This is a genomic window from Massilia sp. CCM 8734, from assembly GCF_011682155.1.
GTDB classification, from domain to species: Bacteria; Pseudomonadota; Gammaproteobacteria; order Burkholderiales; family Burkholderiaceae_D; genus Telluria_A; species Telluria_A rubra.
The window spans coordinates 1-12,229 of sequence record NZ_WHJI01000002.1 but is presented as its reverse complement, the minus strand read 5'-3'; the positions used below and the strand labels follow the sequence as shown (position 1 = coordinate 12,229).

At 67.8% G+C, this 12,229-nt stretch carries 14 protein-coding genes; 10 read left to right on the top strand and 4 right to left on the bottom strand.

From position 1 onward, the window contains the following. The first annotated feature begins 2 nt into the window (after positions 1-2). The 9 genes from pilO2 to F2P46_RS01915 all read left to right on the top strand — a co-directional run bounded on the left by pilO2 (position 3) and on the right by F2P46_RS01915 (position 8,274). Complete coding sequence (gene pilO2 / locus F2P46_RS01955) at positions 3-1,292, top strand: type 4b pilus protein PilO2 (protein ID WP_166884761.1); 1,290 nt, start codon at positions 3-5, stop codon at positions 1,290-1,292. Beyond that, positions 1,282-1,857, top strand: a complete 576-nt coding sequence (gene pilP / locus F2P46_RS01950) for a type IV pilus biogenesis protein PilP (protein ID WP_166884760.1) — start codon at positions 1,282-1,284, stop codon at positions 1,855-1,857. The genes pilO2 and pilP overlap by 11 nt, the downstream gene beginning before the upstream one ends. Continuing rightward, a complete protein-coding gene (locus F2P46_RS01945; RefSeq protein ID WP_166884758.1) occupies positions 1,854-3,458 on the top strand; it encodes a GspE/PulE family protein in 1,605 nt (534 codons plus the stop codon). The genes pilP and F2P46_RS01945 overlap by 4 nt, the downstream gene beginning before the upstream one ends. Continuing rightward, positions 3,448-4,524 (top strand): type II secretion system F family protein, encoded by a 1,077-nt coding sequence (locus F2P46_RS01940; protein WP_166884756.1) that lies wholly within the window; start codon positions 3,448-3,450, stop codon positions 4,522-4,524. Before F2P46_RS01945 ends, F2P46_RS01940 begins: the two co-directional genes overlap by 11 nt. 62 nt (positions 4,525-4,586) lie before the next feature. Beyond that, entirely contained in the window at positions 4,587-5,111 is a 525-nt protein-coding gene (locus F2P46_RS01935; RefSeq protein WP_166884754.1) for a type 4 pilus major pilin, read from the top strand. 22 nt (positions 5,112-5,133) lie between these two features. After that, positions 5,134-6,105, top strand: coding sequence for an ATPase, T2SS/T4P/T4SS family (locus tag F2P46_RS01930; RefSeq protein WP_166884752.1), 972 nt, complete (start codon positions 5,134-5,136; stop codon positions 6,103-6,105). Positions 6,106-6,107: 2 nt separating this feature from the next. Next, entirely contained in the window at positions 6,108-6,533 is a 426-nt protein-coding gene (locus F2P46_RS01925) for a hypothetical protein (RefSeq protein WP_166884751.1), read from the top strand. 8 nt (positions 6,534-6,541) lie between these two features. Then, on the top strand, positions 6,542-7,855 hold the full coding sequence (gene pilV / locus F2P46_RS01920; RefSeq protein ID WP_166884749.1) for a shufflon system plasmid conjugative transfer pilus tip adhesin PilV: 1,314 nt from the start codon (positions 6,542-6,544) through the stop codon (positions 7,853-7,855). Further along, positions 7,852-8,274 (top strand): lytic transglycosylase domain-containing protein, encoded by a 423-nt coding sequence (locus F2P46_RS01915; RefSeq protein WP_166884747.1) that lies wholly within the window; start codon positions 7,852-7,854, stop codon positions 8,272-8,274. The genes pilV and F2P46_RS01915 overlap by 4 nt, the downstream gene beginning before the upstream one ends. A 155-nt stretch (positions 8,275-8,429) precedes the next feature. Here F2P46_RS01915 and F2P46_RS01910 read toward each other — a convergent pair whose 3' ends face one another. The 4 genes from F2P46_RS01910 to F2P46_RS01895 all read right to left on the bottom strand — a co-directional run bounded on the left by F2P46_RS01910 (position 8,430) and on the right by F2P46_RS01895 (position 10,755). Continuing rightward, positions 8,430-8,861 (bottom strand): GNAT family N-acetyltransferase, encoded by a 432-nt coding sequence (locus tag F2P46_RS01910; protein WP_166884745.1) that lies wholly within the window; start codon positions 8,859-8,861, stop codon positions 8,430-8,432. Between the two features lie 486 nt (positions 8,862-9,347). After that, the gene (locus F2P46_RS01905; RefSeq protein ID WP_166884743.1) at positions 9,348-9,761 is read right to left on the bottom strand and encodes a hypothetical protein; all 414 of its coding nucleotides are present in this window, start codon (positions 9,759-9,761) and stop codon (positions 9,348-9,350) included. Positions 9,762-10,334: 573 nt separating this feature from the next. Continuing rightward, entirely contained in the window at positions 10,335-10,517 is a 183-nt protein-coding gene (locus F2P46_RS01900; RefSeq protein WP_166878676.1) for a hypothetical protein, read from the bottom strand. An 88-nt stretch (positions 10,518-10,605) separates the two neighbouring features. Beyond that, a complete protein-coding gene (locus F2P46_RS01895; protein ID WP_166878673.1) occupies positions 10,606-10,755 on the bottom strand; it encodes a hypothetical protein in 150 nt (49 codons plus the stop codon). 239 nt (positions 10,756-10,994) lie between these two features. Here F2P46_RS01895 and F2P46_RS01890 point away from each other — a divergent pair, with 239 nt between their 5' ends. Next, positions 10,995-12,089 (top strand): type IV pilus twitching motility protein PilT, encoded by a 1,095-nt coding sequence (locus F2P46_RS01890; RefSeq protein WP_166884741.1) that lies wholly within the window; start codon positions 10,995-10,997, stop codon positions 12,087-12,089. The last annotated feature ends 140 nt before the right edge of the window (positions 12,090-12,229 follow it).

Here is a 12,229-nt window from a genome sequence, read left to right as displayed (position 1 = left end):
CGATGAGTAATCCCGTCATCCAGCTGGGGCGCCACAAGTTCGTCTGCGGGCTGTTCTGGCAATCGCTGTCGCGCCCGCGCGAACTGGCGCGCGAGGCGGCCGACCTGGCGCGCAAGATCGATTGCGACCTGGCCGTGCTGCGGCGCGAGTATTCGACCGCGCAGGCGGGCTTCGCGCACAGCGGCGCCGGTCCGCGCCAGGCCCTGTATTCGCTGGCGGCCGCGGTGGCCAGCCGGCTGGCGCGCGACGGCGCCCACTACGATGGCGAAAACCAGCCGGTGCACAACTGGCTGGCGGCGTTCCGCCTGCCGGACGGCCACTGGGCCTACTTCGCCGTGCGCGACGCGAACTTCCTGCCCAACGGCGACTTCGCCGGCACGCGCGAGGAAGTGTTCGAACGCCTGCACGGCGACTATGGCCTCGGTGGCTGGAACCTGGTCATCGGCGACGCCGAGCTGGAACACTACGGCTTTCACAATTTTCGCGAGCGCAGCATCGAGGAAGTGCTGGGCGATGCGGGGGACGGGCGCATCAAGGTCAGCAAATCGTGGCTGCTGCGCCCGACCACGCCGCGCATCGCGCCGCGCCTGCTGGCGGCGGGTGTGGCGGTGTGCGCCTTGCTGGTGCTCGGCGCCGCGTTGGGATGGCGCCAGTACCAGGCGCGCCAGCAGGCGCAGCGCGCCGCCGCCGACGCTGCGCTGGCCGCGCGCGCAGGCTTGGCGCCTCCCAAGGCGGCGCTGATGCCGGCCCCGCATCCATGGATCAACAGCGCGGCCCCGAGCAGCGTGGCGCGTGCCTGCATGGCGGGGCTGGGGCAGCTCACGCCCGGCGGCTGGGCCTTGTCCGAATACAGCTGCGGCGCACCGGAGCAGCGCTTCACCTGGATGCGCCAGGAATCGACAATCGACCTGCTGCTGGCCCAGGTGCCGGACGCCCAGGTCGACATCGGCGGCGACACCGCGACCCTGGCGCGCCCGTTCGCGCCGGCGCCCGGCGCCGACGATGTGCTGCTGCCGCGCCAGCAGCTGGTGGCGGGCATCCAGTCGCGCCTGCAGCTGATGAACCTGGGCCTGCACCTGGCCCTGCGGCCACCGCCGCCAGCGCCGCCGGCGGGAAGCAAACCGGATGGAACCATGCCCCCCGATTGGCACACGTATACATATGCGATCGGCCCGGTCGCCGTGTCGCCGCTGGAAGTGGCCGCGATGCTCGACATGCCGGGCATCCGCATCGAAAGAATGCGCTACCGCGCCGGCATCTGGTCTTTAGAAGGAGTCATTTATGCGAAATAGCCTGAGCCTGTTGTTCCTGGCGGCGGTGGCGGCCGGTCCGTCTGCCGCCACCGCCGCTGCCGCCGTTCCGGTGCCGGCCGCCGCCAGCGCCTCCGACACGCTCACCCGCATCGAGTCCGAGACCCTGGTGCTCAAAGCGCGCGAGCGCCAGCTGGCGGTGCGGGCGGCGATCGCGCAGCGCCAGAACGAGATCGCCGGACGCCAGGACGAGGCGGCGCGCCTGGGCAGCCCGGCGCCGGCGGCCAGCCCGGTGGTGCAGTCGCTCGAAGGGATCGGCCAGCACCAGTATGCGACCTTGCGCTTCGACAGCGGCGCCGTGGTCGAGGTGCGCGCCGGCGATATGCTGGCCGGCGGCCTGCGCGTGCTGAGCGTGGAGTCGAATGGCGTGATCGTCGAAACGGCGCGCAAAAAGCGCGTGCGCCTGCCGCTGGCCGGCAACGCGGCCGTATCGGCTCCCGCATCGGCTCCCGTGCCCGCGTTTGCACCTTCGCTTTCGCCTGCGCCGGCGCGCGCGGCAGTCGCCCTGCCGCCGCTGTTCCCCGGCGCCACCGGGAGCGAGCGATGATGCCCTTTGCCAGCTTGCGCGGCGCGACGCCGGCCAAGGCCGCGCCGCCGGCAGCGCGCAGCGGTGGCGCGCCGCAGGTACTGAGCAGCGCCGGCGACTTCGAGGGCAGCGCCGAGGAGCGCAAGCTGCTTTGCCTGCTGTCGGACGGGCGCCTGCTGATCGCCCAGGGCCAGGAATCGAATCCGCACGTGCTGTCGTACCGCGCGCGCCTGCAGAAGATGGCGCGCCAGTGCACCGTTGAGGTGGTCGACATCGAAACCATCGCCGCCCTGTACAACAATGGCGCGGGCGAGCAGGGCGGGCGCCGCCACGAGCACTCGATGATGCAGGTGACGGCCAAGGAGTTGCTTAACCGCGCCTGCCGCGAACGCGCCTCGGACATCCACATCCGCGTGCGCCGCTGCAGCACCGAGACCTATTTCCGCGTCCATAACGACCTGCTGCGGGTCGGCAGCCAGACCTCGGAATACGGCGAGCGCCTGCTGGCTACCCTGTACGGCGCCATGACGTCGGTGTCGGACAGCTCATACAAGCCGACCGAACGCCAGGATGCCAGCATCGCCGACCGCGACAAGCTGCCGCCGCAGCTGTACGGCGTGCGCATCGCCACCGCGCCCACCAGCGAAGGCACGCTGATGGTGCTGCGGCTCCTGTACAACGACGCCGGGGACACGGTCGACCTGCGTCCGCTCGGCTTTTCCGAGCTGCACGCGTGCCAGATGCAGCGCCTCAAGGAGCAGCCGACCGGGATGAACATCATCAGCGGCCCGACCGGCTCGGGCAAGTCGACCACCCTGCAGCGGGTGCTGAGCGGCGCCCTCCAGGAAGCCGGCAACAAGCTGCACGTGCTGACTGTGGAAGACCCTGTCGAGTATCCGATCGACGGCGCGGTGCAGACCTCGGTCACCAATGCCGGCAGCGAGGAAGAGCGTTCGCGCCTGTTCTCGGCGGCGATCAGCAACGCCATGCGGCTCGATCCGGACACCATCATGATCGGCGAAATGCGCGACGAGGCCTCGGCCCAGAGCGCGCTGCGGGCCTCGATGACCGGGCACCAGGTCTGGACCACGGTGCACGCCAACAGCGCCATCGCGATCGTCGACCGCCTGCTCGACCTGGGGCTGCCGATGAACATGGTGGCCGACCACTTGGTGGTGACCGGCTTGATCAGCCAGCGCCTGGTCAAGCTGCTGTGCCCCCATTGCAAGGTGAGGCTGGGCGATGCGCCCGAAGTGCTGGCCGCGCCGCTGCTGGCGCGCGTGCGCCAGGCCTGCGGCGCCGCCTTCGACCAGGTGTGCGTGGCGGGACCGGGCTGCCCCGAGTGCCGCGAGCAGGGTACGGCGGGGCGCACCGTGGTGGCCGAAGTCATCACGCCGGACGCGCGCTTTTTCGATCTGGTCCGCAGCGGCGCCAAGGGGCAGGCACTGGACTACTGGCGGCGCGAACTGGGCGGCCAGACCCTGCTCGAACACGCGCTGGCCAAGGTGGCGGCCGGCCTGGTCGATCCGCGCATGGCCGAAAAAGTGGTAGGGCACCTGGTAATCGACACAACGCGCGCCGAGCGCCACCTGAACGTGGTGGAGGCGCTGCATGCAGGTTGACCTGCAGCGCTGGTGGGCGCGTACCCAGTTCGGCGAGGCCGTGCGCCTGCGTGTGTACCGCAAGATCGCGGCGATGCTGGGCAATGGCGTGCCGCTGCTGAAAATCCTCGACGAGCTGTGGGAGCGCGCCTCCGCCCAGGGACGCAAGCCGAACGAACCGCTCGCCATCGTGCTGGCCGACTGCCGCCGCACGGTGCAGAACGGGCGCTTCCTGGGCGATGGGCTGGAATGGTGGGTCCCGAGCACCGAACGCATGATCATCCTGGCCGGCGAGCAGTCCGGGCGCCTGGAAGTGACCTTGCAGGTGCTGGCTGGCGTGGTCAGGTCGCAAAAGGAAATCAAGCGCGTGATCGTCGGCGGGCTGTCCTATCCGCTGGCGATCCTGGCGATGGTGCTGGCCTATCTGTATGTGTTCGGGGTGACCGTGGTGCCGCAGTTCGCGCGCATGGTCGACCCGGAAAAATGGCGCGGGTCGGCGCGCTCGCTGTATGTCATGTCGCAGCTGGTGCAGCAGTGGATGCTGCCGATCGTCGGCGCGCTGCTGGTGGTGCTGGTGGCGATTGCCGTGTCCATGCCGCGCTGGCGCGGCAACCTGCGCGTGGTGCTGGACCGCTACGCCCCCTATTCGATTTACCGGCTGCAGGTCGGCAGTGGCTTCCTGATGGCGTTTTCGGCCTTGCAGTTCGCCGGAATCACGGTCGAAAAATCGCTCCAGCGCCTTTCGGGCCAAGCCCCGCCGTGGCTGCGCGAACGGCTCGATGGCGCGCTGCTGGGGGTCAAGTCCGGCCTCAATTGCGGCGAAGCGCTGCGCAACGCCGGCTACGGCTTTCCGTCGCCCGAGGTGGTCGACGACCTGTGCGTGTATGCCGAATACAAGGGCTTTGCCGACGCGCTCAAGATCCTGGCCGACGAATGGATGGCCGATGGCGTGGAAACGGTGAGCGCCCAGATGAAGGTGCTCAACGGCTTTTCCGTGATTGCGCTGGCCGTGGTCATCGCCTGGCTGGTGACCGGCTTTTTCGGCATCCAGCAGGAGATCGCCAGCATGACGCGCAGCATGCGCTGAACCCACTACCTCATTTCTTAACCTGTAGTTTTTTTTCACTTGCCCACCGACTGGAGAACACCATGAAACAAGCCCGCTACCCACGCCGCCAAGCCGGCGCCTCGCTGCTCGAAGCCATCGCCTACCTCGGGATTGCCGCCATCGTCATCCTGGGCGCGGTGTCGCTGCTGACCGGCGCGTTCAGCAGCGCCCAATCGAACCAGGCCGGCGAGGAAGTCACCGCCATCCGCACCGCCGTGCGCAAGCTGTACATGGGGCAGGGCTACGGCACCGGTGCGCTCAATGGCACGCTGAAAACCGCCGGCGCCTTTCCGGGCACGCTGTCGGTCGCGGCCGACGGCAAAGCGACCAACGTCTGGGGCGGCAACGTGGTCGTCACGGGCACCACCGGCAGCTTTACCATCGCCTACCCGGCCCTGCCGCAGGACGTCTGCCTGGCCACCCTGGTGGCGGCCAGCGGCTGGCAGTCGATCGCCGCGCCGGGCACGGCCTCGATCACGACTTTCCCGATCACGCCGGCCGCCGCCGCCACCGCCTGCAGCGTGACCGCTGCCGCCGGCAACGCGCTGACCTTCACCTCCAACTGAACCCGACCCGATTGACCTTCGTATGCTCGACGCTACCGCAGTCCGCCAACTGGTGTTTTCCGACCTTTACCTTGGCCATCCGACCCTGGAGGACCGCTTTTGCGACGTCCCCGGCGCCAGTGCCAATCCGCTGCGTGCGAGCGCCGCGCTGCGCGGCGACCTCGATCTGCTGATCGATGTCTGCAAGGCGGCGCTGGCCGGGCCGCGCGCGCCGGCGCGCTGCAAGGTGGCGCACGACGGCGTCGATTACCACATGACGACCATGCTGACGGCCGGCGGCCAGGTGTTCGTGCTGCGCCGCATCGCCGCGGCCATCCGCTCGCTGGCCGAACTCGGGATGCCGAATGCGTTCATCCCGGCGCTGCTGGCGCGCGGCCTGTCCGGCCTGTTCCTGGTGGCCGGCCCGGCCAAGTCGGGCAAGACCAGCACCGCCTGCGCCATGGTCAAGGAACGGCTGGCGGCGCATGGCGGCGTGGCCGTTACCGGCGAAGCGCTGATCGAACTGCCGCTCGAAGGCAGCTACGGCGACGGCGTCTGCTACCAGACCGGCACCGGCGCCGATTCCAGCTGCGCCGAAGCGCTGCGGCGGGTGCTGGGGAGCGGCGCGCACATTATCCTGCTCGACGAGATCCGCGACCAGGAAGCCGCCGTGGCCGCGCTGCGCGCCAGTATCGACGGCTACCTCCTGATCAGCACCATGCGCGCCGACAGCGCGACCCAGGCCATCGGCAAGCTTGAATCGCTGGCGGCCGAACGCCTCGGCGCCGAGCACGCGCGCGCGCTGATGGCCGAGGGCGTGGCCGGGGTGCTGTGCCAGCAGCTCGGTACCAGCGTCAAGACGACGCTCAAGGCCGACATGCTGCTGCTGAAAGACGCTCCGTCGGCGCGCAGCCATGTGCGCAACGGCCAGTACGATCTGCTGGCGGGCATCGCACGGCAGCAGATGGCGGCGCTGATCGCCTCCAGCGCGGCCCATCCGCTGGCGCAGCGCTAGCCATGTTCAACGCCATGATCGTCGCCGTGCTGCTGGCGCTCACCACCTGGTATTGCGCCGGCCAGGGCGACCCCGGGGTACTGGCGGCGCGCACCGCGCAGCGCGGCCAGGCCAGCGCGATGGCCCAGTACCGCCAGACGGTGGTGGGGTACTTTACCGTCCATCCGGAGCAGTTCCAGGCCGCCCCCGTGAACCGGGCCGGCTTTGCCAACTACCGCCTCGCCGACGGCACCATTTTGGTGTATGCGCTGGCGCCGCAACCGGGGCTGACCGCCGAATTGCTGGCGCTCTCGCAGCGCTCGCACATGGTCGGGCGCTTCAGCGACGGCTTTTTCCGGCCGGCGCTCGGCGCCGCGCCGAGTTCCATCGCCACGCCGGCGCTGGCGATTCCGGACGGCGGGCCGGTGTGGCTGGCCGCCGCCAACTGAGGACAAGCATGCACTACAAACAGCACGGCATTGCCATGATCGAGATTCTCGGCGCGCTCCTGATCGCCGCGATGCTGGTGGCGGGCCTGGCGTCGATGATCGACACCGGCCTCGAAGACGCCAAGGCGCAGCGCAGCGCGCAATACCAGTCGGCCATGACGGCGGCCGCCAGCACCTACCTGGCCGACCAGTACGGCGCGCTGGCGCAGCCGGCCAAGGTCGGTCAGACCCTGGTCGTCACGCCGGACATGCTGCGCGCGGCCGGCATGCTGCCGCCCGGGATGGCCGCGACCAACCCCTACGGCCAGAGCGCCTGCTTGCTGGTGCGCCCGCGCGTCAAGTCGGCGGCGGCCCCAGGCACCATCGTGCTCGATGCGCTGCTGGTGAACGAAGGCGCGCCGATCCCGGACCGGGTGCTGGCCTTCGCCGCCGCCAGCGCCGGCGCGGGCTTCATCAGCAGCCGCGAGCCGGGGCGGGCCCGCAGCGCGGCCGGCGCCTGGGCGCTCGACGCGACCACCGCGCCAACCCTGGCCAGCTTCATCGGCGCCAGTTGCAGCGGCACGGCGGCCGGCGGCGGCAGCCTGGTGTCGGCCCTGCTATTCGACGGCGCCGGCCAATCGGCCGATTTTTTGTACCGCAACAAGGTGCCGGGAATGCCCGAGCTGAACCAGATGAACGCGCCGATCGGGATGGGCGCGGCGGCGCTGGTCACGCTCGACGCGCCGTGCGGCGGCGCCGCCATCGCGGTCGACGCCGCGCGCAACCTGATGCACTGCAGCGGCGAGAACCGCTGGACCAGGGTCGCTGCCACCTCGTCCTGGAAGGAACCGGTGGCCGGCTACGCCGACCTGGCGCTGCAGGCGGACAGCAAGGATGGCGACGTCCGCCTGGTCGCTACGCTCGGCCTGGCCTTCAGCTACCACCAGGCCAGCGGGGCATGGCGGCCGCTGGCGGCCGACCAGGACGGCAACCTGGCGATCGCGGGCAGCCTGACGGCCGGCGCCGACATCAAGGCCGGGCGCGACCTCGTCGCCGCCAGGAACGGCGAGATCAAGGGCGACCTGGACGTGTACGACCACGTGCACGCGTACACCATCACCGCCGACGACTACATCTGGGCGGCGACCTATTCGATCGGCAGCCACTATGGGCCGGGGTGGGGATGCAACAAGTGGCTGGAAGGCGCCAACCCGCCGGTGCGCGTCAATATCATCGGCACCATTGTGCTCGATTCGGACTCGCCGCCGTTGCCGCTGATCTGCACCGGCACCGACCCGGACAATGCCGTGTGGCGCTACATGAATGGCTCGCTGACGCGATGAGGGCGGCATGCGCACTGGCGCTGGCACTGTTGTGCGGGCGCGCCGGCGCCTGCTGGCAGGATGCCGCCGAGCGCCATGGCGTCAACGCCAGCCTGCTGTACGCCATCGCGCGCACCGAATCCGGGCTCAATCCGCTGGCGCGCGGCCGGCCCAACGCCAACGGTTCCTACGATATCGGCCTGATGCAGATCAACAGCAGCTGGCTGCCGGCATTGCGCCGCCATGGGCTGGAGGAGCGCCAGCTGTATGACGCCTGCACCAGCATCCACGTCGGTGCGTGGATTCTGGCGCAGAACATGCGCCGGCTCGGCAATTCGTGGGATGCGGTGGGGGCCTACAATGCCGCCGATCCGAAGAAGCGGCTGGCGTATGCGCTCAAGGTGTACCGCAACCTGCCGCGCGAAGCGGCAGGGGGTTAAGTAAGTGCGCATAAATTCTTGCAATTTCTAGCTTCCACAAGCGGCGCCTTGCTGCGTTGCCCACCGCTAGCAGTGCTCGCACTGCGTCGCGGCGTGCGCCTTGCAAGGCATCCGCTTCTGTTCGCTATAAATCACAATAATTTCTGCACACTTACTTAGCGCGCGCGGCGGCGCCGGAACACGTGCGGCGTGGTGCTGCTGAGCAGATAGGTGATGTATTGACGGTCTTCGGCGACGCGCTCCCAGCCGCCGCTGTCCATGAAGCGGATGCAGCGCGCGTTATCGTGCTCGATGCGCACCCGCACCGGATCGCATAGCGCGAACAGCCAGTCCAAGGTGGGTTTCAGCAGCCACGCCCAGCGCCCGTGGAATTGCGGCAGCACCGCCAGGTGCAGTTCGCGGCCGTCGAACACGGCGCCGCCGGCCGCCACGCCATCGATCTCGTAGCCGACCGAGGGACACCCAATGTAGTGGGCAACGGTGCGCTCGCGCGTGGCAATGGCGGTCAGCGCGCTCGGGTAGCGGCTTTGTTCGATGTCGTACATCAGACCGACATCGGCGCAGTCGGTAAGGCGCAGCTCGGCCATGGGGACTCCGTGCGGATAGGGTGGGTAAGGTGGGAATGAGGCAGGGGAAGCTGCGCAGGCAACCAGGGTGCGGGACCGCGTCGGCAGCCCCGCACCGGGGACGCGCTTAAGTACTCGCCCGGAAATAGATGTGTTTTTGGCTGCCAGAACCGGCGCGTTGCTGCGTTGGCTCCTGCTTGCAGTGCTCGCACTGCCGCGCACTCGCCGCCTTGCACCGCATCCGGTTCTGTTCGCCAAAACTCATTTTTTTCCGGTCAAGTACTTAGACGATGGCGGCGCTGTCAGGTTTTGGCGCAGGTGGTGGCGGTGGCGGCACCATTGCGGCGAGGGTGGAGGCGGCGCTCAGGACAGGGGCGAGGACTGGCATGGTGATTCCTTTCAAAGTGTCGTTTGCAACTCCGGTTGGAGTACCTATGAGTGGCGCGCGGGCGGCCAGGGTTCCATCGGCGCGCGCCAATGCCGCATTGCCGATCGGGCCGGAGCGGCCTATGACACCGAGAGCAGCCAGGCGCCGGCCTTGTCCCTGGCGTCCATGATCGCGTCGAGCAGGCCGGTCTCGTCGGCCAGCTGCTCGATGCCGATGTGGTGCAGGATGATGTAACGCCCTTCGCTGGCGTCCCACAGCCATTCGCCGCCGGGATAGCCGGGGCTGGCCAATGGCGGGGCCGCCGCTGCCGCCAGCGTACGGCGCGGCAAGTATACCGACACGCACAGGAAAGGCTGCGCGGCGTCGGCCGCCAGCGAGGTCAGCGTGACGATCTCGTCGAACTGCAGCTCCAGCACCGGTGGGCCGCCGGCGCTCTGCTGGCCCGTCAGCTCGACCAGCTCGCGCAGGCAGCGCAGGACGGCAGCGGCCGAGCCACCGAACTGCTCTGGTGGGACATAGTCGTGTTGCTGCATAGAACCTTATAGGAAAAGTAAGCGGTCGGAGCAATGCAAAATGGGTAAGTGCATGCTACGCGTTCCGGTGCGCATCGCCAAGATCAAACAATGCGCACGAGCCTGCCGCGATCCGCCCCAGGTGTTCGATCATACTGATTTTCCGCGCCGGCTTCAGTGGTCCAAAAGTGTTGCGCCGTTCCCTGTCGTTCGGGTGTTGTATGACCATCGATTTCATGCCAGGCCGTGCGGGTCGGGCAGGTGCGGCCGGTGGAACCGGGGCTGGCGGCGCCGCCACACAGAGTCCGACTTCTCCACGTCCCCGGAGCCCCCCCATCATGCAATCAGAGGGGTCGAAGGAAGGTCGCTCGTTTAGTTTCCAGTAGCAGAGCAGCGTGGCAGGGGTCGATCCGGCCCGGCGCTGCGCCGGGCTCCGAGCGCAGAAAATGCGCGGACATAGAGGGAAGAAGGGGAGAATGAAAGAAGGGGGAGAACGCGGGGGAGCGGGAGAACCTCGGGAGCGAGCGCAGACAGCGGGACCGTTACGCGCCGCTGCCGGGGAGAAAACAGCGCCGCCCGATGGCGGCGCCGCAACTACTGCTGCTCGTTGACCTGCTTGGCCATGGTACTGAAGATCTGCAGCTTGGACAGGGCCTGGCCCTGCGCCGCCGCCCAGCGGATCAAGTCGGCGTCGCCGCCCGCGGCGCTGGACCATTCGCCAGCGCCGCTGCGGGGCGGTGCCGGCAAATGCTGGCTACGGTTGTTCAGATAGGTCATCGCTGCCTCCTGTCGTGGTATGTCTGTTGAGGATGGGATGCGCAAAAAGCCGCGCGCCGCAGCACGCCGGAGCGCGGCCATGCGCTCATCAGATGGCGTTCACCGCAGCGGTGTTCGCCTTCTTCTGGATCGCCGCCGCCATCTCGGCTGCGGTCAGCACCTCGTTGGCCGCCATACCTGCTGCGATGTTTCCCAGACCTGATGCCGTAGTGGCTGCCGTTGTAGCGATACCAAACATGATGTTCTCCTTAAATGGTTGATTGAAAGTGCCGCCTTGGCCATCGTCTGCCGCAGCGGTCCAACATGAGTAGCTGCGCGCAGGCCATTGGTTCCGCCGCCGCCCCGCACTTTTTCGCTGCCGCCGCGCCGCTGAGATTTGTTGAGAAATCGCCGGCCCGGGCCAAGTATCATTTGACTTGCATACGCCACAGGGCAAGAGGCAGCGGCGCCGCCGGGGCGCCATTTTCCGGGATACATATGAGCGATGAATTTTTGGCGGAACGCGATTTGCTGTCCGAGCTGATTGCACTGGTCAACCAGGGCGAGGTGTTCTCGGACATCCATATCGAGCAGGACGCGCGCATCATGATCAAGACGCCGCGCGGCTGGACCGCAGCGGGCGACGAAGCGGTGACCCTGGCCGACATGAAGCCGCTGCTGGCCGCCATCGACGAGGATTGGGAAGACAAGATCCTCAGCGCCGCCATCGACCGGTCCTTCATGCTCACCAACTGCCGCCTGCGCTGCAATCTGTACCGCATGTCGGGCGGACGCACCATCGGCATCGCGATCCGGCGCCTGCCGATGGAGCCGCTGCCGATCGAGAAAACCGGCCTGCCGGCCTACGTGCGCACCATGCTGGAAGCGACCAAGGGCGTGATCCTGGTGACCGGCCCGACCGGTTCCGGCAAGACCACCACCATGGCCGCGCTGCTCGAGCACATCAACCACACCCGCAGCGCCCACATCGTGACCATCGAAGAACCGATCGAATACTACCTGCGGCGCGACCAGGCCATCATTTCGCAAAAGGAGGTGCCGACCGACACGGCCAGCTTCTCGAGCGGCCTGCGCGAGGCGATGCGGCAAAAGCCGGATGTGCTGATGGTGGGCGAGATCCGCGACTTCGATACCGCCGACACGGTATTGCATGCGGGGGAATCGGGCCACCTGGTGCTGGCCACCATGCACACCAACAGCGCGCTGGGCGCGATCGGCAAGCTGCTCGGCTATTTTCCGGCCGAGCAGCAGGCGCAGCGCGCCGCCGCCCTGGCCAACTCGCTGGTCGGCGTGATCTACCAGAACCTGCTGCCGAGCGAGGACGGCCAGAGCTTCGTGCTGGCCAGCGAGATGATCTTCAACCACAACCAGCAGGTTGCGCCGTTGATCAGCGATCCGTCCAAGACGCACCTGATCGCCGATTTCCTCAAACGCAAGGAAGACAATATGTCGCGCAGCCTGAACGACGTGCTGGCGCAGCTGGTCGCTAAAAAGATGATCGGCACCAAGGATGCGATGCGTTCGGCCTACAACCGGCTCGAACTGCATGAAATGCTGAGCAACAAGCGCTAGCAGCCTGTCGGAGTTGGGGAGTCGAAGCGAAAAAATAGCTGGGCGAGGCCAGATTTTGACGATTTCGCAGTGCCAATAGCGAGCTATTGGCCGAGAAAGCGGCGAAATATGGGCCGTCCCAGGTATTTTTGCAGCCGACG

Coding starts and splice junctions, on each gene's coding strand:
- pilO2 (WP_166884761.1), top strand. CDS start 3: ATGAGTAATCCCGTCATCCAGCTGGGGCGCCACAAGTTCGTCTGCGGG.
- pilP (WP_166884760.1), top strand. CDS start 1,282: ATGCGAAATAGCCTGAGCCTGTTGTTCCTGGCGGCGGTGGCGGCCGGT.
- F2P46_RS01945 (WP_166884758.1), top strand. CDS start 1,854: ATGATGCCCTTTGCCAGCTTGCGCGGCGCGACGCCGGCCAAGGCCGCG.
- F2P46_RS01940 (WP_166884756.1), top strand. CDS start 3,448: ATGCAGGTTGACCTGCAGCGCTGGTGGGCGCGTACCCAGTTCGGCGAG.
- F2P46_RS01935 (WP_166884754.1), top strand. CDS start 4,587: ATGAAACAAGCCCGCTACCCACGCCGCCAAGCCGGCGCCTCGCTGCTC.
- F2P46_RS01930 (WP_166884752.1), top strand. CDS start 5,134: ATGCTCGACGCTACCGCAGTCCGCCAACTGGTGTTTTCCGACCTTTAC.
- F2P46_RS01925 (WP_166884751.1), top strand. CDS start 6,108: ATGTTCAACGCCATGATCGTCGCCGTGCTGCTGGCGCTCACCACCTGG.
- pilV (WP_166884749.1), top strand. CDS start 6,542: ATGCACTACAAACAGCACGGCATTGCCATGATCGAGATTCTCGGCGCG.
- F2P46_RS01915 (WP_166884747.1), top strand. CDS start 7,852: ATGAGGGCGGCATGCGCACTGGCGCTGGCACTGTTGTGCGGGCGCGCC.
- F2P46_RS01910 (WP_166884745.1), bottom strand. CDS start 8,861: ATGGCCGAGCTGCGCCTTACCGACTGCGCCGATGTCGGTCTGATGTAC.
- F2P46_RS01905 (WP_166884743.1), bottom strand. CDS start 9,761: ATGCAGCAACACGACTATGTCCCACCAGAGCAGTTCGGTGGCTCGGCC.
- F2P46_RS01900 (WP_166878676.1), bottom strand. CDS start 10,517: ATGACCTATCTGAACAACCGTAGCCAGCATTTGCCGGCACCGCCCCGC.
- F2P46_RS01895 (WP_166878673.1), bottom strand. CDS start 10,755: ATGTTTGGTATCGCTACAACGGCAGCCACTACGGCATCAGGTCTGGGA.
- F2P46_RS01890 (WP_166884741.1), top strand. CDS start 10,995: ATGAGCGATGAATTTTTGGCGGAACGCGATTTGCTGTCCGAGCTGATT.